The sequence below is a fragment of the Heyndrickxia oleronia genome (assembly GCF_017809215.1).
GTDB lineage: Bacteria > Bacillota > Bacilli > Bacillales > Bacillaceae_C > Heyndrickxia > Heyndrickxia oleronia.
Window position 1 is genome coordinate 4,963,171 of record NZ_CP065424.1, and the last position, 21,919, is coordinate 4,985,089.

Here is a 21,919-nt window from a genome sequence, read left to right on the forward strand (position 1 = left end):
AGAAATGAAAATATCAGCATTAATTAAAAGGATCTGCCGGCAAATGATACGAGATAAGCGTACATTAGCATTAATGATGATTGCACCTCTCATCATTCTTACACTTGTTCACTTTCTATTTACTAATGATTCAACTAAAAAAATGACAATTGGTGTAACAAACATGGATCCTTCTTTCATCCAACAGCTTAAAAAGAATGACATCCAAATAAAAAAATATACATCACTAAATGAGAAGACACTAATCAATGAGGATTTAGATGGCATGATTCAAATGGACCATAATCATGCTACCTTGCTGTTAAAAAACGCAGACCCATCATCAGCCAAAGCATTACAAATGAAAATTCAACAACTATTTACTTTAGAAATGAAGATGAAGCAGGCAAATGAAGTATCTAATGCTTCGTTACAGAGCCCGGATATAAATATTTCTTATGTATATGGAAATAAAAATACGAGCTTTTTTGATGTACTAAGTCCCATTCTCGTTGGATTCTTTGTCTTTTTCTTCGTTTTCCTTATTTCCGGAATTGCCCTTTTAAGGGAGCGAACAACAGGTACGTTAGAAAGATTAGTGGCAACACCTATCAAACGAAGTGAAATTGTCCTCGGTTATTTATTTGGCTATGGCATCTTTGCTATTATTCAGACCGTTATTATTGTGTTGTATGCAACAAAAATTTTAGATATAACACTGATAGGCTCTATCTGGAATGTACTGCTGATAAATTTATTGTTAGCCCTTGTTGCATTATCATTAGGGACTTTACTATCTGCATTTGCCAATACAGAGTTTCAAATGATGCAATTTATTCCTGTTATTGTTATTCCACAAGTATTTTTCGCAGGAATTTTACCGGTTGAAGGAATGGCTAATTGGCTCCAAGCAGTCGCAAAAATTATGCCTATGTATTACGGTGGAGATGCTTTACGAAGTATTATGTATATGGGAAAGGGCTTTAGTGATATACGTACAGATTTATTAATACTTTTTGGATTTGCTCTTCTCTTTGTCGTTTTAAACGTGTTTGCTTTAAAAAAGTATCGTAAAATATAAAGGATGAGTATTTTCGACATGATCGAATAGATCGGAGTGGTTTCATGCCTGAAAAAGAGGATATTTTTGAAATGCTTTTTGAAAACCAAGAAAACATGACAGAAAAACAAAAGAAAATTCTTGAAGCTGCGGTTGAAATTTTTTCTGAAAAAGGATATTCGGGTACTTCAACTAGTGAAATTGCCAAAAAAGCCGGCGTAGCGGAGGGAACAATTTTTCGCCATTATAAGACAAAAAAAGATTTATTGCTATCGATTATTGCACCAACAATGGCTAAATTTATGGCACCACTTTTTATTCGTGATTTTAACAAGGTCCTATTATCTGAACATCAAAGCCTGGAAGACTTTCTAAGAGCGGTCATCATTAACAGAATGGAATATGCAAAAAAACATTTGCCATCCATAAAGATCCTCATACAGGAAATCCCTTTCCATGCTGAATTACGAGGACAATTTAAAGAACATGTCATGAATAAAGTATATGAGCGTTTGAAAGTTATTGTGGATGCCTATCAAAAGAAAGGAGAAATGATACAGTTACCGCCACCATCGGCCATTAGATTGATTGCATCATCTATCCTCGGATTTGTGATCGGACGATATTTAATGTTTCCCGAAGCAGACTGGGATGATGAACTAGAAGTTGAAAGAACGATTCAGTTTATTTTACATGGTTTGTCGGTCAAGCAAGAGGAGTGTTAGTACACTCCTCCTCTTTATTTCAACACATTCAATGCTTGATATATAGCCCTGCCCACTCCATCTTCATTGTTCGATGTCGTATGATTTGGAATGATGTTTTTTATTTCCTGCTCAGCATTCCCCATTGCAACAGGATGTCCCACCTTTTGCAGCATAGATAAATCGTTAAAGTTATCTCCCATTGCCATCGTTTCCTCTAAGGTAATCCCTTTTTCTTTTACAAATGCTTCGAGTGCTATCCCTTTCTGTGCATGAATATCATTAATTTCCAGGTTATCTTGTGCCGAAGATGTTACTTTAATCTTTTCGATTCGTTTTAATGATTCACTCGCTTTTTCTAGAAGCTCATGATCCTTTGAAAAAACAATAATTTTATAAATGATATATTCAGGGTCAGAGAATATCACTCCATAGTCCTGAATCGATTGGATGAAGCCTCCAGCAAAGTGTTCCTCAACAGTTGAACGAATTTCGTTTATATCTTTTTCCGGATTCGCCGTTTTGTATATATCCACGATTACACTTATACTTCGTTCATAATCCTCTGTAAACTTCCCTTTATTTGTATATATTTCGAAATAGATGCCTATTTGATTAAGAGCCTTCCCAATCTCTTGGGCAACCTCTCCATCAATCCCAGCTGTTTGCGTAATTTCCCCATGTTCATTTCTGATTTCAGCACCATTAACTGCAATAATTGGGCATTTAATGCCTGATTCCTCTAATATATAATGGGCTTCCTCATAGGATCGACCAGTAGCAATGATCACTTCAATCCCTTGTTGTTTAGCATATGAAATAGCTTCACGATTGAGCTGGCTAATTTCTTGATTTGAATTTAATAGTGTACCATCCATGTCGGATGCAATACATCGGATCATAAAGATATCTTCCTTTCTATCCGAATTCTCATGTATTTCCATATTGTATCATTGCTTACAATTCCATTCAAATAAATGATTTGCATGGAATTAAGAAGGAAATCCCACATATTGGGTAGAATATTTAGAAAATATAAAAATATCATTTCGAGTGAGGTGACTCATAAATACCTAACTAGATCTTATTTTATCAAAGGGAGGAATGACTAGATTGAAGGGAATCATTAACTTTTCCAATCATATTATGCAACGCTATTTACCTGATCCCTATTTATTTGTTGTCCTACTAACCTTTGTCGTGTTTATTTTAGGACTCATTTTTACAGGTAGTTCCCCGATTGAGATGGTACAATTTTGGGGAGAGGGTTTTTGGGAATTGCTCGATTTTTCAATGCAAATGGTTTTGGTCCTTGTAACTGGTCATGTTTTAGCAAGTAGTCCATTATTTAAAAAAATATTAGGTGGGCTAGCAACCACTGCAAAATCACCGGGGTCAGCTATTATTATTGTCACCGTCGTCTCAATCATTGCCAGTTGGATTAATTGGGGATTTGGTTTAGTCATTGGAGCACTATTTGCTAAAGAGCTAGCTAAACGAGTTAAAGATGTAGATTATCGCCTCTTAATTGCAAGCGCTTACTCCGGTTTCCTTGTGTGGCATGGTGGTATTTCTGGATCGATACCATTATCAATCGCAACGGACAAACATCCTTTTGAAAGCCAAATGGGGATTATATCTACAAGTGAAACTATTTTTTCTACGTATAATATCGCTATTGTTCTTGCCCTTTTTATTATTCTACCATTATTAAATCGCTTTATGATGCCGTCTAAAGACAAAACGATTACCGTTGACCCAGCCATTCTTGATGATGCAACAAGTATGCATGCAGCTTCTATTGAGAAAGATAGCATAACTCCGGCTACTAGATTAGAAAATAGTTTTATTGTTTCTCTTATTATAGGAATTTTAGGTTTAATCTTCATTAGTTATTACATTATTACCCATGGATTTCAATTAAATTTAAATATTGTTAACTTTACTTTTTTATTTCTAGGGATACTCTGTCATTGGACACCAAAGCGCTTTTTGGATGCCGTTGCAAACGCGGTTAAAGGAGCAGCTGGAATCATCATTCAATTCCCTTTTTATGCAGGGATAATGGGAATGATGACAGCTTCTGGTCTTGCAGCAGTTATGTCAGAAGCATTTGTATCCATTTCCAATGATTTTACATTCTATTGCTTTGCTTTTCTTAGTGGTGGTTTGGTAAATTTCTTTGTTCCTTCTGGAGGAGGACAATGGGCGGTTCAAGCCCCTATTATGTTGGATGCTGCTCAATCAATGGGAGCTTCATTGTCTAAAACAGCAATGGCGATTGCATGGGGGGATGCATGGACCAATATGATTCAACCATTCTGGGCATTGCCAGCACTTGCTATTGCTGGATTAAAAGCAAAGGATATTATGGGGTTCTGTGTCATTATTCTAATCGTAAGTGGAGTGATTATTAGTTTAGGAATGTTATTTTTATAAATGCTAAAAAAAGTGATGTCTGAGGAAAATTTCATTCAGACATCCACTTTTTATTCATTTACTCTTTTGTAAATAAGCTCTAATCATAAAAAAGCTAATTTCGTCTGGTAATAATTCTTTAATAGGAGTTAACCTTTCTGAGTTAGCTTCTTTCACTGCCTCTGCAATTAGCGGTTCAAACTGTGTAGGAATAAATTGTTCCCAATCAATGGACAATCCTTCATCTGCACATTTCATTACATGCCCTTCAATCGTTCTTTCAGTCATTTGTCTTTGGGCAGCAATTTGCTCTAGCGACATTCCCTTCTTAAGGAAAGAATAGGTAGCATGATGACTCTTTTCCTTTTCTTCCTGTGGCTTCAATTCATTACTATTGACGGAACTATGATTTTGTCCTAAATCAATATGATTTTGTTCACAATAGGAAAGAATGGTTGAAAGGACAGATTCCCCATACATCTCAAGCTTTCTTTCTCCTACACCCTTTATTTGTAATAATGCACTTGGAGTTGTAGGTAATTTTGCACTCATTTCTTTTAATGCTTGGTCTGAAAAAATAATATATGGAGGTACCTTCTCTTGTTCAGCAATTTCCCTCCGCAGCATTCTCAATTGCTCAAATAGTTGATTATCCTCAATTATTTGTTTCACCTTTATTTTTTCTTTTCTTAGTACCTTTATCTCCCCACGAAGAACATCAACGGCTAAGTTAGTTAGCATTAGAACAGGATACTGACCATCAGTTGGGCGTAAATAACCTTCTGCTGTTAAATAATCAATCAACTCATTCACATCTTTTTGAGTTCGATCTCTCATAATTCCATAAGTGGTTAATTGGTTAAAACCAAAGCTAATAATCTTTTTGTCTGCTGATCCTGTAAGGACTTTCGTAACAAAGGTTTTGCCAAATTTTTCATTCATTCTTTTTATACAGGATAATACCATCTGTGCTTCCTTCGTTATATCCACTTGGGATCGATCATCTGTACAGTTGCCACATTTTTGACATTCCCCTGCATTTTCCTCACCAAAATAATCTAAGATATATTGTTGAAAACATGATTCCGTATGACAGTAACTAACCATCTTCCGAAGCTTTGCATACTCATATTCCTTGCGTTCCCCTTCCATTTCAGACTGATCAATTAGAAACTTTTGAATATGAACATCTTGAGGAGCAAACATTAATATGCATTCACTCTCTACCCCGTCACGACCAGCACGCCCTGCCTCCTGATAGTAAGCTTCCATATTTCTCGGAATATGATAATGGATCACATATCGTACATTCGATTTATTGATTCCCATACCAAATGCACTTGTTGCAACCATGATACTTATATTATCGTAAAGAAATTGTTCTTGATATTCATTCCGCTGGTTTTCCGTCATTCCAGCATGATATTTACCAATAGATATTCCCTTTTTCTTTAGTTGAAGATAGATTCGTTCTACCTCTTTTCTAGTCGCAGCATAGATGATCCCAGCTTGTCCGCTGTTTTTCCTAATATACTCCTCGATAAAAACATCACGATCCTGTCCCTTAACAACTTTAAATAGTAAATTCTCTCTCCCAAAACCTGTAAGAACGACATGATTTAAAGGGATATCGAGTAACTCACAAATATCCTCCTTAACATTTGGTGTTGCTGTAGCTGTTAAAGCCAAAATAACAGGCTTTGGTTGAATCCCATTAATAAACTTTTTAATTGAGAGATAGCTAGGACGGAAATCATGACCCCACTGAGAAATACAATGTGCTTCATCTATAGCTATTAATGACACATTCATTTTCTTGATTAATTCAACAAAGGAAGGTGCTTCTAACCTTTCAGGAGCCAAGTACAGTAATTTATACTTACCTGCTTCAATCGCCTGTATCCGTTCATACATTTCACTTCCACTAATCGAACTATTAATAAATGTTGCTGGTATACCCGCATTATTTAATGCATCTACCTGATCTTTCATCAATGAAATTAGCGGAGAAATAACAATCGTAATTCCTGGTAACATGAGAGCTGGAACCTGATAGCAAATTGACTTTCCTCCGCCGGTGGGCATGATTGCAACAGTATCTTTCCCTGAAAGTACCTGTTCGATAATTGTACTTTGTCCATTTCGAAATTCATCATATCCATAATAGGTCTGAAGAATTTCCTTCGCATGATTAAGCAAAATAAAACCTCCTTTTCATCATTACTTTATTTTTATTGGAATATTTATTAGAGGAATAAAAAACGAAGTAGAGATTTGCGGTAATGTTGATAGGCTATAAAGGAACATTATCTTTAGGACTTTCCACTATTTTAGCATAAAAAGCTAACCAGAATGTATGTAAGATACATGCTAAACGATGAAAAAAGAAGAGAACGGTTTTCACCGTCCCCGATTATTTTAATTTAATTTTTAGCTTGTCTAACATATCTATAGTCATTTTTTCAAGATTATAATCCGCTTTAAAACCCCATTCTTCCTTAGCAGCGGACGCATCAATAGAATTTGGCCAACTATCTGCAATTGCTTGTCTTGCAGGATCTACTTGATAGCTCATTTCAAAATGAGGTATATGCTTTTTAATTTCTGTAGCGATTTCCTCCGGAGCAAAGCTCATTGCCGTAATATTAAAGGCATTTCTATGTTTTAATTTACTTGGATCTGCTTCCATTAAATCAATAATCGCTTGTAAGGCATCCGGCATATACATCATGTCCATGTATGTACCTTTATCAATATAAGAAGTATAACTCTGATTTTTGATCGCCTCATAATAGATTTCAACGGCATAGTCAGTTGTTCCGCCGCCTGGTTCCGCTACATAAGAGATTAGCCCAGGAAAACGTACACCTCTTGTATCCACCCCAAATTTAGTATAGTAGTAATCACATAGAAGTTCGCCTGAAACCTTATTTACTCCATACATGGTCGTTGGTCGTTGAATGGTATCCTGTGGTGTTTGATCCTTTGGTGTAGTTGGACCAAAGGCACCAATAGAGCTTGGAGTGAAAAACTGACAATTTAGTTCTCTAGCTGTTTCGAGTGCATTCACCAAACCACCCATATTTAAATTCCATGCTAATAATGGCTTCTTTTCTGCAGTTGCTGATAAGAGAGCGGCTAAATGGACAATCGTATCCACTTCATATTTCTTTGCTAGTTCATACATCTTTGCTCCATCTGTTACATCAAGTATTTCAAAAGGACCTGATGTTACAACCTCACTGCCATTATCCCTTATATCTGTAGCAATGACATGGTCTGAACCATATATACCTCTCATTTTTGTTACTAACTCACTGCCGATTTGTCCTAATGAACCGGTCACAAGTATCTTTTTCACACGAATTCCTCCTGTAAATGCTGCCCATTCTAGTTGATAAATCCTGTGAGCTGTTTTCTAATGTTTTTCAAAGGCTTTTTTCTCAGTCATTGTTGCTATTAAAGTAAAGCTTTAAATAATAACTATCGGTTGAAGAGGGCCACACCTTTTATTTCACAGAGAAAAGAGCCGCAAACTTCATTAGACCGCTGAATCCTATATTAGGTGTAAAAGCCGGTTGTTTGGCTTTTACAGAAACAACAAACTAGACGATAACACCCTTTTCAAAAAACAGCTCATTTATAGAAATTAATACACTTAAATTAGACCCATTTCCTTTCCAACCTTTTCATAAATCGAAATTGCCTTATCTAGCATTTCTTTCGTATGTGCAGCAGTCGGCATATTCCGTACACGTCCAGTACCTTTTGGAACAGTTGGGAATACGATTGATTTCGCATATACCCCTTCTTCAATCAGACGTTTACTGAATGTTTGTGTTGCTTTTTCATCTCCTATAATGCATGGAGTAATTGGTGTTTCACTGTCCCCTATATTAAATCCAAGTTGTTTTAATCCTTTTTTCAAGTAATTTCCGTTTTCCCATAGACGATCATTTAATTCAGTTGAACTCATTAGAATTTCAATCGCCTTCGTAGCTGCTACAGCATCTGCAGGAGTAACCGCCGTTGAAAACAAAAATGGACGAGAACGTACTTTTAACCAATCGATAAGATTTTTCTTACCTGCAACATAGCCACCAACAACACCAATTGCCTTAGAAAGTGTTCCAATTTGAAAATCAATTTTATCGGCAAGGCCAAACTGTTTTACCGTACCTGCACCTTTTCCAGTCACACCTGAACCATGAGCATCATCGACATAGGTAATTAAATCAAATTCTTCTGCGATTTCAATAATCCCTGGAAGATTCGCAATATCCCCGTCCATCGAAAATACACCATCAGTAATGACCATGATTTTATTATATAAACCAGATTCCTTCGCTTCCTTGGCTTTTTTTCTAAGGTCATCCATATCTGAATGGTTCACGCGAATAATTTTTGCCTTAGACAAACGGCAGCCGTCAATAATCGAAGCGTGGTTTAGTTCATCAGATAAAATCGCATCATTTTTATCCATAACAGCAGAAATTGCAGCCATATTACAATTAAAACCAGATTGATAAGCAATAGCAGCTTCCGTTCCTTTAAATTCTGCTAATTTTTTTTCTAATTGAATATGCAAGTCTAAGGTTCCATTGATTGTACGAACGGCTCCTGCCCCTACACCCCAATCTTTAATCGCTTCAACGGCTACTTCTTTTAAGCGGTTATCAGTAGCTAATCCTAAGTAGTTATTGGATGAAAGATTGATAAGTTCTTTTCCCTTAATTTTAATTACTGGGCCATTTGCACTTTCGACAACATCAATTTCATTGTAAAGCCCTTTGTCTCTTAAATCCTCGAGATTTTCATTTAAAAAGCGATCTAATGCGTTACTTGACATATTCAATCCCTCCATTTTTATGTAAACGTTTTACAAACACATGTCCTCCAGAAAAAGACAATATCCAATTATAAATCCTCTTATAGCAGCATTTTATCACATATACAAAAAAATGTTTATATGTAGAGGACATTTTTTATTAACTATTTTACCTTTCATTTAGTATTCCATAATAAAAAGGATTAGAAACGAAATTCTAATCCTTTTGCTCCTTTACTTTAATTTTTATTTTTTCTCGCAAAAAATTGATTGCATCTCTTGTTTCATCTAAATACGTAACCGTTTCATCATACGCCTGTGATGCTACACACATAAAAAGAATATCAATCACATGCAATTGCGCAATTCGTGATGAGGTTGCCCCGCTCCTGAAAGTGGGTTCTCGTGTAGCGGAGGTATATAATCTAATTTTCGCCTGATCACCTACAATGGACGTTCCGTATTTTGTTAAACTAATGGTTTTAGCCCCCTGCTTATTGGCCAATTCAAGTAGCTTTGCAACCTCAAATGTTTTTCCAGAAAACGAAATACCAAACACTACATCATTTTCTTGGCAGTTCGCCACCAAGGTCGCTGCCATATGAATATCAGAAAATGCAGTGGCATTTTTGTTTATCCGCAAAAATTTCTGTTGAGCATCTTGAGCAATAATACTAGATGCACCTACACCAAAGAAGTGTATATTATTTGCTTTTTGCAGATCCTCTACAGCCTTTGATAGTTCATCAATACTAAGCAGCTCTGCTGTTTCTTTAATCGTTTGAATACTATTACTTGTCATTTTCTCAATAATATTAAACTTCGATTCATTTGGTTCAATATCTCTGAAACCATTCTCACCCGTTTTTTGTAAATCGCCAGCAATTCGTAACTTCAAATCCTGAAAACCTTTTAAATCTAGGGATTTACATAGTCTAATAACAGCTGCACTACTTGTTAGACTATTTTTCCCTAATTCACTCGCAGTCATCGTGATCGATTCTTGAGGGTTTTCTAATATATAAGAAGCAATTTTCCTTTCGGACGGAGGTAGCTTTGAAAGCATTTCCGAAAGCATCGCTAAACCTCCAGTTGTAACTGTCATATACCATCATCTCTTTCGAACATTCTATTTACTATGTCATTTTATATCTATTTTAAGATATATATGTCAATATAAATAGCTATTTAAGATCTTATTAAAATAAATTTTAAAGAGTTTTCTTCATCACATGAAATTTTCGGGTAATTTCAAATCCTGTTTTTCGATATAAATAACCCGCCGAACTTTTCTCTCCGGTCCATAAAAACCATGCTCCATGTAGTCCCTCAGAGCGCATTAGGGTTAAACATTCATGCAAGAGAACCTTCCCCAATCCCTTACCTTGCTGTTCAGGATCAACTCCAAAGGGGCCAAATCGATCGGCTACCCCTTCATATCCTCCATAGATACAGAATCCAACTATCTTTTTCTCATGCCTAGCAACTAATATTCGATTTAATGGAAGACCTTGCAATATTCCCTCACGAATTGCTCTTCCCCAATCAGGATTAAATTTCTCATTTGCAAACTGAATGACTTCAAATAAATCTTTATCTTCAGCTGTAGAAAAAACATATCCTTCCGATTCCCTTAGACTTTTTAATGTATTCACATCCTGAGGTTTCTCATAACCAACTAAATTTCTATCCATAGCTACAGGCGAATATAATGTCTCAAATCCTAAACTTTGTAAAAGCTTATATGCATTAGGGTATTCGCTTTCATCAATTCCAGGTAATATATAGTTTGGTGCATAGGAGGAGAAGAATACATTTCTTCTCCCTTTCGTTTTCAAAAATAATATAGCATCCTCCAATAATTTCCTGCCAATTCCTGAATGTCGATAGGATGGATGGACGAAAAAGAAGGTGATCCACCCATTGTCTTGTTCCAAGTCAGTACCATGCATAGGTAATATTCTCCGAACTGCATAAGCACAACCAACCAGTTGGTTCTGATCAAAAGCAAGTTTTAACCCTTCAGGATCAAAATTAGCATCTAATAAAACTAAATTTCTAAATCTAATTTGATTAATCGGGTCTGTGACTAAACACTTGTTCCAAAGTTGTACAATTGACTTTTCGTCGCCTGGTCGATAATCATTGTAGCTAATCATGATATGTCCTCCTTAACAAAAAAGACCACTACTAATATAGTAAATACGCTTGTTTCCTCTTATTAAAATCCTCAAGATCTTTACGACAATTATCCACAAAGTCCTGTATTGTACCTTGTAATATGTGATTTCTTACCTTTCTAGTTCCCGCAATTAAATCAAAAAAATACCTATTTTTCTCTTTGTCCTGCTTAAACTCAAATTCATTAGGGTGCAGTTGGGCGATTATTTCAAGTAAGGTCAAGCCAGCAGATAGGGAATGCAGTTGGTAACGATCGACAATATGTAACTGCACGCCCTCACAAATCTCGTTCTTATACTTTTGATACGTAGGCATAAAGGAAACTGGCCGCGCTAGTATTCCAGGTATGTTTCTCTCATTGAAAGCTTTCGCTAGACGATAACCCTCAATAAAAGGAGCACCAATATATTCAAAAGGTTTCGTCGTACCCCTTCCTTCTGATAAATTCGTCCCCTCAATTAAGCACGTACCTGGATACAGAATACTCATATCAATACCAGTTGAATTTGGTGATGGCGGTACCCAAAAAAGACCTGTTTCATCAAAATACATATCACGATGCCAATCCTCCATAGGGATAACAGTTAGTTCACACTTGATTCCAAACTCATATTTATAGAGTTGAGCAATCTCCCCTACCGTCATCCCATGCCTATTTGGAATGGGATATAGACCTACAAATGATCGCAAATCTTCCTCTACTAAATTTCCTTCTGTCGCTATACCTGAAATTGGATTCGGTCTGTCGAGTACAACAAAATGCTTCCCATTCTCTGCACATGCCTCCATTACATAAGCCATTGTATAGATATAGGTATAATACCTGGCACCAATATCCTGCAAATCAAATACAATTACATCAACAGGATCAAGCATTTCCTTACTTGGCTTTCGATGCTCTCCATATAGGCTATATACTGGCAGATTGGTGTACGGATCAATAGAGGATTCTATTTTTTCTCCTTCTTTCATATCACCTCTAATTCCATGCTCTGGACCGTACAATGCGGTTAAATGAATGTCAGAATGCTCATAAAATAAATCAATAGTTGGAATTAGAGAACTATCCACCCCAGTCATATTTGTCACTAATCCTATCCTCTGTCCTTGGAACTTTTGGATATAATCCTCTAAAAATACCGTTACACCCAATTTCATATAATCAACACATCCTTTTACTTCATACCGTTTGCTCAATTCTACTTTTTTCTATAATCGTTTCTTTTTTCTTATCAAGCTCCAAGTTCCTTGTTGCATTTAATACAAAAACGGCTAGCATTCCGATGAAGAGTAAAAAGAAACCTATAACTGTAAAACTAATCAATACGGTAATGCATAAAATTTGTATAAAAAGACCAATGGTGTACCAAGTGTGCCCCATAAACTCTTTAATCGATTGATTCATAGCTGCTAACATCTTACAATCTTTAAGGACTAACATTGGAATCGCATAAACCTGGGTTGCAAGAAATGTTAAGCATAAATACGTCTGAAAGACACTAAAGATAAAAATAAAATAACTATGATTGATAGTGAAGTAATACCACCATTCAGATAATGGAATAAGAACAGCTAAGCTATAAACCAATCCTAATAGAAATGCTCTTCTGTAATAACGTAGAAAGGACTTTAAAAACATTCCGAACTTATACTTTTTGCCTTCTAATACATGATGCATGACTGCATATGCTGCAGTTGTCGAGGGAATAAAGGTTAAGATAAGAAAGACAATTGCCCATTGAATAGGAAGTAGAAAAATGGCAGGAACGATAAATAAAGACCAACATATACTAACCCCCAGCACTGTAAGGATATTTAAAAATATTTGATGTCCTGTTTTTTTCAGAAGTTTGCTGATTGATAACATATAAATGATCACCGTTCCTTTTCCATTAAAATATTTTCCTAAATTCTTACTTGTGTAGTTGGGTCGAATAGATGCATCTTTTCGAGATTAAAGAATAGTTCAACTTTCGTCAGACCAGTAAGCTTTGCATCCGCACTTACTCTGCCTGTAACCTGATCATCACCAACACTAAAGTAAAATAGCAATTCCGCTCCGAGATGCTCGACCACCTTTAATGTTCGTTGGACAATATTTGTCTCTGGTTGATAACTTAATAGATTAGTAGAAAGAATATCCTCAGGTCGAATCCCTAAGATCACCTCTTTACCTTGATACTTTTTGTACTTTTCTAGCTTTTCTGAAGGTATTGTGAAAGTACAATCAGCAGCAATTAATTTATTTCCATCTAATCTACATTTTATAAAGTTCATTGGGGGTGAACCAATAAAACCTGCAACAAACATATTATTAGGATTCTCATATAATTCTTCAGGTGCAGCAATTTGTTGAATTTCTCCTTGATTCATGACTACTATTCTTTGACCTAGTGTCATCGCTTCTACTTGATCATGTGTTACATATATAACAGTTGCCCCTAATCTTTTATGTAATTCCGAAAGCTCTACACGCATTTGTACCCGTAATTTAGCGTCTAAATTACTTAATGGTTCATCAAATAAAAATACACTAGGATTACGGACAATGGCTCTTCCAACAGCAATACGCTGCTTTTGTCCACCACTTAATTCACGTGGTTTTCTATCTAATAAATTTTCGATGCTTAAAATAGCTGCTGCCTCATTGATTTTTTTCTCTATTTCAGCCTTAGGAGTTTTTAAATTTTTTAATCCAAAGGCTAAGTTTTCCTTTATTGTCATATGCGGATAGAGTGCATAATCCTGGAATACCATCGCTATATCTCTATCCTTTGGATGAACCTTATTCACTAGTCGATTTCCAATATAGATATCTCCACTAGATTGCCTTTCCAATCCAGCTATCATTCGTAAGGAAGTAGTTTTCCCACAACCAGATGGACCAACGAATACAAGAAATTCTTTATCTTTAACAGTAAAATTCGCATCATTTACTGCGCGAACTTTCCCCTTTCTTTCATCCTCAAATTCTTTTACCACATTAATAAATTTTACTTCTGCCATAGAAATTCCCCCTATCCTTTAACAGCCCCAATAGTGATACCTTTTAAGAAATACTTTTGCAACGCAAGGAATACTATAATCATAGGAATGGCACTGCATACGGCTCCTGCCATCATTGCTCCATAATCTTGCAAATTTTCAAATCGAAAACTTGTTAAACCAACTTGTAAAGTTCTCATACTATTAGTATTTGTTACTAGGAACGGCCAGAAAAAATTATTCCAATGACCAACGAAAGTAAAAATACCTAGAACTGCTAAGCCAGGCTTAGACATCGGGAGAATAATTTTCCAAAAGATTCCGAATTCACTACATGCGTCAATTCTTCCAGCATCAATAAGAGAACTTGGAAGTGAACTCATGAATTGCTTCATTAAGAAAATACTTCCCACACTAATCATTCCTGGTACAATTAAACCGACAAATGTATTTTCCAGTTGGAATGTATTTACAACCAAAATATAAAGCGGAATAAGAGTAACTTGTCCAGGAATCATCATCGATGAAAGCAAAATCCAAAAAATAGAGTTTCTCCCCGGAAATTTAAGCTTCGAAAATGCATATCCAGCTAATGCAGCAAAAAATACATTAATAATCGTGCTTACTCCCGCTACAATCGTACTGTTTAAAAACCATCTCGCCATTCCACCTACTTCAAAAATTCTTTTAAAAGCATCTAAAGTTGGCCTTTTAGGTATTAATTCTGGTGGGACAGCTGTAATTGCTGATGAATCCTTGAAGGAGGAACTGAGCATCCACAGTAAAGGAACGAAGGTGAATACCGCCCATATTCCTAAAATAATATAAACAACAGATAGTCCTATCCGTTTAAATGTCTTTCTTCTTAAATCTCTTTTCTCATCAAGTATAATTTGATATTGAGGATCAGTTACAGATTTAAGCTCCATATCAATTCCCCCTAGTATTCTACGTCACTAGACATATATTTAAATTGTAAGATCGAAATGACGATAATAATAAAACCTAAAATAAATGCCTCAGCAGAAGCTAACCCAAATTGATAATATTGGAAGGCATGCTGATAAATTAAATAGGCAATGGTTGTCGTGGCAAAGTTAGGGCCCCCTTGGGTCATCACATATGTAGCTTCAAATACTTGGAACGAGCCGATCACACCAGTGATTAGCATATAAAGTGTGGTTGGTTTTAATAATGGCCAGGTAATATTCTTTAATTTCGACCACCAGCTCGCAGCATCAATATCAGCAGCCTCATAAAGCGATCTCGGAATTCCACCCATTGCTGCCAAATATAGGATAACCCCACTCCCATGTCCTCCAATATATGTCATTAACATAATTGAGAATAATGCGGAACTAGAACTAGCAAGCCACATTTGTTGGTCTATTCCAAACCAACCTAAAATAATATTCATTAATCCTGATTGAGTAGGGTCGAACATCCATAACCAAATTAATGACATAGTTATTCCCGATGTGACTGCAGGAAGATAAAATGAAGCCTTAAAAAATGTTTGAGAACGTTTATTAAGGGGAAAAATCATTAAAGCTAAGAAAAATGTAATAATGATATTCACCGGTACAGTACCTATTGTATAGATAACTGTATTTTTCATTGATTTCCAGAATATATCATTTTCTAGTAAATACTTATAATTATCTAATCCGATAAATTTTGATTCCATGATTCCATATTCTTGAAAACTCATGATAAAAGCCGTTATTAATGGATACACAGTAAAAACAAGAAATAAAAGAAATGGTAACGCAATAAATGCATAACACCAGCCATAATCCTTCATAAACTGTTTAAAGTTTTCCCATGACCATTTTTTAGGAGTCCCTCTTACTGCAAAGGCCATAGATTCATCCCCTCACTCTAATTCTATTAGTATAGATAGGGCTATCTTTAGGGGGAAGGCCCCCCATCTTGACAGCCCTAGCAATTATTACTTAAGTACATTTTTGGCAACCTCTGACCATTCCTTAACGGCTTGTTCAGGTGTTAGTTCACCAGCTAAAAATCCTTGGAATTTTGGTCGTATTCCATCATTCAGAATTTGGTCTTGCTTTTGCGCAAGTTCTGGTTCTAATTTTGCACCCGGAACAACGTAATCCAATGTTCTTTTAATAAATTGACCGTTATCAGTATTTAATTGTAAGAGATCCTTATACATTTCTTGGCCAGATTTTCTTGCCGGTGGAATAAACATTGTTGCAGCTGTTACACTAGACTTCGTGCCAGTAATATATTTCAATACTTTCGCTGCATTATCAGTATGTTTATCTCCTTTATATTTCTTTTGCTTAAATAACCACATACCGCCACCACCGCCGGTAGCTACTTCTTTTTCTCCTTCATTATGTGGGAATGGAAGTAAAACAAAGTCGATTTTTTCACCTTTTGTTTTTCCTGCATCAATTTCTTTATTTCGATTATCATTAAAGCGGACTTGATACGGACCAGTTCTACCATAGATGCCAACCTCACCAGCAGTAAACATATCAATAACCTTTTGTTCATCAATACCAGCAGTTTCCTTTGGCATTACCCCTGTATCCATTAGCTTCTTCATGAATTTAAGCGTTTCAACAGCCTTTTCATCATTCCAATGGAATTTTCCATCTTCTGATACAGACTTTACAACACCGTTATTTCTCATTAAGTGGGTAAATGTTTCTTCATTTTTACCTTGAGTAGCAAATCCATAAACTTTCTTTCCATCTTTTGATTTCATTTTTGAAATTTTTTCTGAAATATCGTAAAATTCCTGCCATGTCCATCCATCTTTTTGAATTTTCGCTACATCAGCTCCAGCAGCTTCTAGCAACTTCTTATTTCCACCCCAGGTATGAATCGAAATCCATTGAGAAATAGCCCAAATCTTCCCATCACTCGAGAAATTATTTTTAGCAAATGGTTCTATGTCATCTAAGTCTTCCTGAGTTAAATATTTATCTAATGGAACCGCTAAACCTGTTTTTATATACTTTGGCTGCATAACAGAAAAGAAGATATCAGGAGGATTTCCTGAGTTTAAAGCAATATCAAACTTTTTATCTCCTTCTTCCCATGATAAAATTTCATATTTTACTTTAATATCTGGGTTATCTTTTTCAATATCAGCAATTAGTTCCTTTAAATGGTCCTCATAGCCCTTTTGGCCAGTTTCCTTATTTTCTCGATAATGTGGAAACGTCCAAACTGTGATTACATCTTTCCCATCCTTTGACTCCCCACTTGATTCCTTACTACTACAGCCAACCATTGAAACAACTAGTATCAATGAAACAAATAAGACCAGTAGCTTTTTCATATACTTTCCCCCTATCATTCATAACTGTGATAATAAATGTCTAAAATGATATGTGACCGTTCCCTTCCCCCTCACCTCCTTAGTAGAAAAATAATTTTTTACATTTGAGCAATAATGTTTGGTAGTGTAATAGGCAATTTACCTTCTACCTGCTTCTCACCATATATCGCTTCTGCTGCTGTTCTTAATGCAGGCGTTGTAAATTCATAAGTACAAATATACCCAGGAATATCAGGAAGATTCGATAAATCATAAGGACTTCTCGTTGCTACAACTATCACTCTTTTATTAACCTCGAAAACTTTTTCGACTAACTTTATTTGATTACTACCTTTCTGCGCTGATAATGTCGCAATGATTACGGTATCGAATTGTTTGGCTTTTTTTGAGATTTCTTGTATTTCATCATCTGTTGGCGGGTTCGATAGTTTAACCACCTCTGCAGATGGGTGGATCTCTTTAATCGATTCACCTAAAGAAAAGGTAGAGTATCTTTTATCTTCAACCACCATTGTAGATATGTTTTCAGGATAAACCATTAATACCCTATTTGCTTTGTCATTTAATAACGGTAAAATCCCACCATCATTCTTGACTACTGTTACCCCTTGGCGATAGACCTCATTGACCATTTCTAAATGTTCCTTACCCCCCACTAATTCTGGTACTTTTCCTTTTTCATTAAGAGGTATATCATCCCAATTTAAGTATGTTTCTTTCAGCTTAGTGATCCGACTTAGAGCAGACTCAATAACACTATTTTCAATTTCCCCTGACTCTACTGCTTCAATAACTGCCTCAAGGGACCTTATTTGAGGAGTATAGTTATGTGAAATCATGACTAAGTCGACCCCTGCCTTAATAGCCTCTACTGCACCCTTTGGTGTTCCGAATGTTTCCGATACAGCTTTCATCTCCATGCAATCCGTTGTTACTACCCCGTCGAAATGTAGTTTCTCCCGTAGTAGACCACTGATAACCTTTTTAGATAATGTCGCAGGAAGACCTGCTTGGCTTTCTATCGCAGGGAAACAAATATGCGCAGTCATAACAGTATCTGCTCCATTATTAATGCACTCTTTAAAAGGAAGTAACTCGGTAACTTCTAATCTTTCTAAATCATGTTCTATCGTTGGCAGATCTAAATGAGAATCTACACTCGTATCACCATGTCCAGGAAAATGTTTTAACGTCGTGATAACTCCAGCATCCTGCATGCCTTTCATAAGTTGTTGACCTAATAATGAAACATTTGATGGTGTCTCTCCAAAAGATCGTACACCAATAACAGGATTTTCAGCATTATTATTAACATCCAAAACGGGAGACAAATTCCAATTGATGCCCAAGGCTTTAAGTTCTTTCCCCGTAGCATTACCAACTTTAAAAGCGTTGTCTGGGTTATTAGTTGCTCCTAATAACATGGCACCTGGAAATACAGTAGTACCTTCGCCTAGTCTGCGAACGGCACCATTTTCCTGATCTGTACATATTAATAATGGATGTTTATGACCTGCTTCCTTAGCCTCCCTCTGCAATTCCGTAGTTAAATGAAGAACCTCTTCAGGTGTTCCAATATTTCTTCCAAATAAAATAATGGCACCTAAATGATAATCTCGGATTAATTGTTTAATTTCAGGTGTAGCTTCTTTTCCATTAAAACCAAATACCATTAATTGACCTACTTTTTTCTTTAAGTCCAAACCATTCCCTCCAATCTATAGTTCAAAGCCCGGAATAATAGACCCCTTTCTAACATTCGCTCCAACAGGAAACTTCAGAGTTTGTGCATATTGGGTTCGATTCACACATCCTCTCACCGTGCCTAGTGCTTTATAGTAATCATAATAACGAAAGGACTTTGAATTCATAATGAACCAATAATTGGACAATGCTTCTAAATATGTATCAAACTCCTCCGATACATCAATGAAAACATCTGGTTCATATCCCTCCATATCCTCCCAGTTTTCACTATGGTAAAAGCCGTAATAATGGGGTGGCAGTCCGTCTAAGTCAAATCCAGGGAGACCAGCCTTAAGTTGAGCAGCTTGAACAATTTTGGGACATAGTGCATGGTCTGGGTGGATACTATTCACCCAATGGGTAATCACCACATTAGGTTTAAGCTTTCGCATTAAAGTTGCTACCTTTGTAATAGTTGCATCATCACAGGTCAATTCTGCATCTTTATAATCTAGAGTTATACTTTTGCCCCCTAGAATTTTAGCGACTTTTTCGGCCTCTTCTATTTTTTGTATTCTATAGTCTTCTACTGAAATGTTTACTGGATTTCCTTTTTCACCTGCAGTTAAATGAACAAAGGTTACCTCATGCCCGGCCTTCGCATATTTATGTGCAATCGCTCCAGCCTGTATTTCCGCATCACCACAATGAGCACCTAAAACCACTAAATGCATAATGATACCTCCAAATTGTTAAAAGTAAGAACGAATCAAATTATGTAAGCGAGGACGTAAACGGATAATGCTATCCTTTCTCCCTAAATGAACACGATTGGTTAATAAGATGACATGGAGCTTTATTTCTGGATCAAACCAAATACTAGTTCCTGTAAAACCCGTGTGTCCATAAGAGTTATTGGAAAACAAATCTCCACATGAGGAATATGTGTCACTCTTTAGCATCCAACCTAATCCTCTATATTCCTTATCAAATGGAGTGAAATTTTGCTTTGCTAATGAAAGAACTGAACTTGATAAAATTCGCTTGCCTTTATACAATCCTTCGTTTTCAATCATCAATGCATAATTTCGTAAATCTTTAATTGTAGAGAATAAACCGGCATGACCGCTTATTCCTCCCATACTTTCTGCGTTTTCATCATGAACAATGCCCGCCTTATAATCACCAATTGTTTCATTAAACTCTGTTTCAGCATATTGCTCACGATTATGCTTTGGGTTAAATCCTGTATCTTTCATTTCAAGCGGATTGAAAATTTCCCTTTGAATAAAGTCTTCAAATTTTTCTTTTGTGACAATTTCAATTATTTTATATAGTAGAATGAGTCCAAGATCGCTATATACTACCTTTTCACCAACTTTTGATGTCAAAGGTTCTCGACATATTTTCTCGATTATCTGATCTTTATTTAACTTTTCTTTGTAAAACGGTCGATGTGCTGGAAGTCCTGATGTATGGGTTAATAAATGCCTTAAAGTGATTTCTTTGATGTGGAAATTTGGAAGATAGAAATGAACTGAGTCGTCAAGTCTGATTGTACCTGTTTCTATTAATTTCAATATAGCTGGTAATGTAGCGACTACCTTTGTCAAGGAAGCAAGGTCAAATACTGTATCATTATGCATAGGCTTTTTCTCTGGATATACAACACGATTTCCTATCGATTCTTGTAGAAGCGTTTGACCTTGGTGGGTAATCTGAATAACAGCACCTGGAATATTCCCTAAAAGAATCTCATGCTGGAGGAATTGAATCACCTTATTTTTCACAGGTTACTGTGCCTCCTTTCGCCTTTTCAATTGCCTCATGAACAAATCCATTTGTAACATCCAGTAAATGTTTGGCTTTTTCAAAGGAAACTCCACCGAGAAGCATAACGATTGCTGGCTTTACTTTTTGATCGGTCTTATTTAATATGTTTGCTGCTTCTGTATAGCTAACTCCTGTAATGTTTTTCACAATATTTCTAGCTCTTTCGATGAGTTTGATGTTACTTGGATTCAAATCAACCATCAAATTGCCGTATACTTTGCCAAGTTTTATCATCGTAGCTGTAGTAAACATATTTAACACCATTTTTTGTGCAGTAGCAGATTTTAGGCGAGTCGAGCCTGTTAATATTTCCGGGCCAACGATTACTTCAATACCCAAATCAGCATAATGACTAATTTCAGCTTGTTCATTACATGAAAGTGCAATGGTTTTTGCGCCTATACTTCTGGCATATTCTAGTGCGCCAATAACATAGGGAGTTCGACCACTGGCGGCTATTCCGACTACTATATCCATTTCTTTTAGTTGTCTATCTTGTAAGTCTTTTGCTCCATTCTCTCTATTGTCTTCTGCCCCTTCTACAGCGGTAAACATGGCTGTGTTGCCGCCTGCTATAATTCCCTGTATCAATTCAGGAGGAGTGCAAAATGTTGGTGGACATTCCGAAGCATCAAGGACACCTATTCTTCCGCTCGTTCCGGCACCAATATAAAATAATCTTCCTCCATTTGATAGAGCCGTATAGATCAACTCAATTCCTACTGATATTAATGGAAGGACCTTTTTTACTGAAGCAGCAACAGTGTAGTCCTCATCATTCATCAGCTCGATAATTTCTAATGTCGAAAGTTGATCAATATTATTTGATCGATTATTTGTTTGTTCTGTCATTAATGTTGAAAGATTTACTTTCATTTCCACACGCCTTTCCAAGCATTACGTAATACTCAAGATAAGAATACTTA

General features: G+C 36.1%; 19 protein-coding genes. 3 read left to right on the forward strand and 16 right to left on the reverse strand.

Going from position 1 to position 21,919, the window contains the following annotated elements; all coding sequences use genetic code 11:
- The first annotated feature begins 4 nt into the window (after window positions 1–4).
- Both I5818_RS24845 and I5818_RS24850 read left to right on the forward strand, forming a co-directional pair.
- Window positions 5–1,060, forward strand: a complete 1,056-nt coding sequence (locus tag I5818_RS24845) for an ABC transporter permease (protein WP_058005746.1) — start codon at window positions 5–7, stop codon at window positions 1,058–1,060.
- A gap of 44 nt (window positions 1,061–1,104) precedes the next feature.
- Window positions 1,105–1,764: a TetR/AcrR family transcriptional regulator gene (locus tag I5818_RS24850; protein WP_058005745.1), complete on the forward strand. Its 660-nt coding sequence runs from the start codon at window positions 1,105–1,107 to the stop codon at window positions 1,762–1,764.
- A 14-nt stretch (window positions 1,765–1,778) separates the two neighbouring features.
- Here the strand turns inward: I5818_RS24850 and I5818_RS24855 are convergent, their stop codons facing one another.
- Entirely contained in the window at window positions 1,779–2,645 is an 867-nt protein-coding gene (locus I5818_RS24855) for a Cof-type HAD-IIB family hydrolase (RefSeq protein WP_078110348.1), read from the reverse strand.
- A 211-nt stretch (window positions 2,646–2,856) separates the two neighbouring features.
- On the opposite strand from I5818_RS24855, the gene I5818_RS24860 reads away from it, so the two are divergent.
- The gene (locus tag I5818_RS24860; RefSeq protein WP_071977494.1) at window positions 2,857–4,182 is read left to right on the forward strand and encodes a short-chain fatty acid transporter; all 1,326 of its coding nucleotides are present in this window, start codon (window positions 2,857–2,859) and stop codon (window positions 4,180–4,182) included.
- Window positions 4,183–4,236: 54 nt separating this feature from the next.
- On the opposite strand, the gene recQ is transcribed toward I5818_RS24860, so the two are convergent.
- The 15 genes from recQ to murQ form a co-directional block, all read right to left on the reverse strand.
- A complete protein-coding gene (gene recQ / locus I5818_RS24865) occupies window positions 4,237–6,360 on the reverse strand; it encodes a DNA helicase RecQ (RefSeq protein ID WP_071977493.1) in 2,124 nt (707 codons plus the stop codon).
- Window positions 6,361–6,574: 214 nt separating this feature from the next.
- Window positions 6,575–7,522, reverse strand: a complete 948-nt coding sequence (locus I5818_RS24870; RefSeq protein WP_058005741.1) for an L-threonine 3-dehydrogenase — start codon at window positions 7,520–7,522, stop codon at window positions 6,575–6,577.
- Between the two features lie 297 nt (window positions 7,523–7,819).
- Window positions 7,820–9,010, reverse strand: a complete 1,191-nt coding sequence (locus tag I5818_RS24875; protein ID WP_058005740.1) for a glycine C-acetyltransferase — start codon at window positions 9,008–9,010, stop codon at window positions 7,820–7,822.
- Window positions 9,011–9,206: 196 nt separating this feature from the next.
- A complete protein-coding gene (locus tag I5818_RS24880; protein ID WP_209391829.1) occupies window positions 9,207–10,094 on the reverse strand; it encodes a MurR/RpiR family transcriptional regulator in 888 nt (295 codons plus the stop codon).
- Window positions 10,095–10,200: 106 nt separating this feature from the next.
- Window positions 10,201–11,148 (reverse strand): GNAT family N-acetyltransferase, encoded by a 948-nt coding sequence (locus tag I5818_RS24885; RefSeq protein ID WP_071977492.1) that lies wholly within the window; start codon window positions 11,146–11,148, stop codon window positions 10,201–10,203.
- 31 nt (window positions 11,149–11,179) lie between these two features.
- The gene (locus I5818_RS24890; RefSeq protein ID WP_058005737.1) at window positions 11,180–12,328 is read right to left on the reverse strand and encodes an exo-beta-N-acetylmuramidase NamZ family protein; all 1,149 of its coding nucleotides are present in this window, start codon (window positions 12,326–12,328) and stop codon (window positions 11,180–11,182) included.
- 22 nt (window positions 12,329–12,350) lie between these two features.
- Entirely contained in the window at window positions 12,351–13,037 is a 687-nt protein-coding gene (locus I5818_RS24895) for a DUF624 domain-containing protein (RefSeq protein ID WP_058005736.1), read from the reverse strand.
- A gap of 38 nt (window positions 13,038–13,075) precedes the next feature.
- On the reverse strand, window positions 13,076–14,176 hold the full coding sequence (locus I5818_RS24900) for an ABC transporter ATP-binding protein (RefSeq protein ID WP_078110347.1): 1,101 nt from the start codon (window positions 14,174–14,176) through the stop codon (window positions 13,076–13,078).
- Window positions 14,177–14,187: 11 nt separating this feature from the next.
- On the reverse strand, window positions 14,188–15,084 hold the full coding sequence (locus I5818_RS24905) for a carbohydrate ABC transporter permease (protein WP_078110346.1): 897 nt from the start codon (window positions 15,082–15,084) through the stop codon (window positions 14,188–14,190).
- An 11-nt stretch (window positions 15,085–15,095) separates the two neighbouring features.
- The gene (locus I5818_RS24910) at window positions 15,096–16,019 is read right to left on the reverse strand and encodes a carbohydrate ABC transporter permease (protein ID WP_078110345.1); all 924 of its coding nucleotides are present in this window, start codon (window positions 16,017–16,019) and stop codon (window positions 15,096–15,098) included.
- Between the two features lie 87 nt (window positions 16,020–16,106).
- A complete protein-coding gene (locus tag I5818_RS24915; protein WP_058005734.1) occupies window positions 16,107–17,474 on the reverse strand; it encodes an ABC transporter substrate-binding protein in 1,368 nt (455 codons plus the stop codon).
- A gap of 98 nt (window positions 17,475–17,572) precedes the next feature.
- Window positions 17,573–19,177, reverse strand: coding sequence for a beta-N-acetylhexosaminidase (gene nagZ, locus I5818_RS24920; RefSeq protein ID WP_259548441.1), 1,605 nt, complete (start codon window positions 19,175–19,177; stop codon window positions 17,573–17,575).
- A 15-nt stretch (window positions 19,178–19,192) separates the two neighbouring features.
- The gene (locus I5818_RS24925) at window positions 19,193–19,894 is read right to left on the reverse strand and encodes a PIG-L deacetylase family protein (protein ID WP_058005733.1); all 702 of its coding nucleotides are present in this window, start codon (window positions 19,892–19,894) and stop codon (window positions 19,193–19,195) included.
- Between the two features lie 18 nt (window positions 19,895–19,912).
- Window positions 19,913–20,950, reverse strand: coding sequence for a serine hydrolase domain-containing protein (locus tag I5818_RS24930; protein ID WP_078110343.1), 1,038 nt, complete (start codon window positions 20,948–20,950; stop codon window positions 19,913–19,915).
- Complete coding sequence (murQ, locus tag I5818_RS24935) at window positions 20,940–21,869, reverse strand: N-acetylmuramic acid 6-phosphate etherase (RefSeq protein ID WP_071977488.1); 930 nt, start codon at window positions 21,867–21,869, stop codon at window positions 20,940–20,942. The genes I5818_RS24930 and murQ overlap by 11 nt, the downstream gene beginning before the upstream one ends.
- Between the last annotated feature and the right edge of the window lie 50 nt (window positions 21,870–21,919).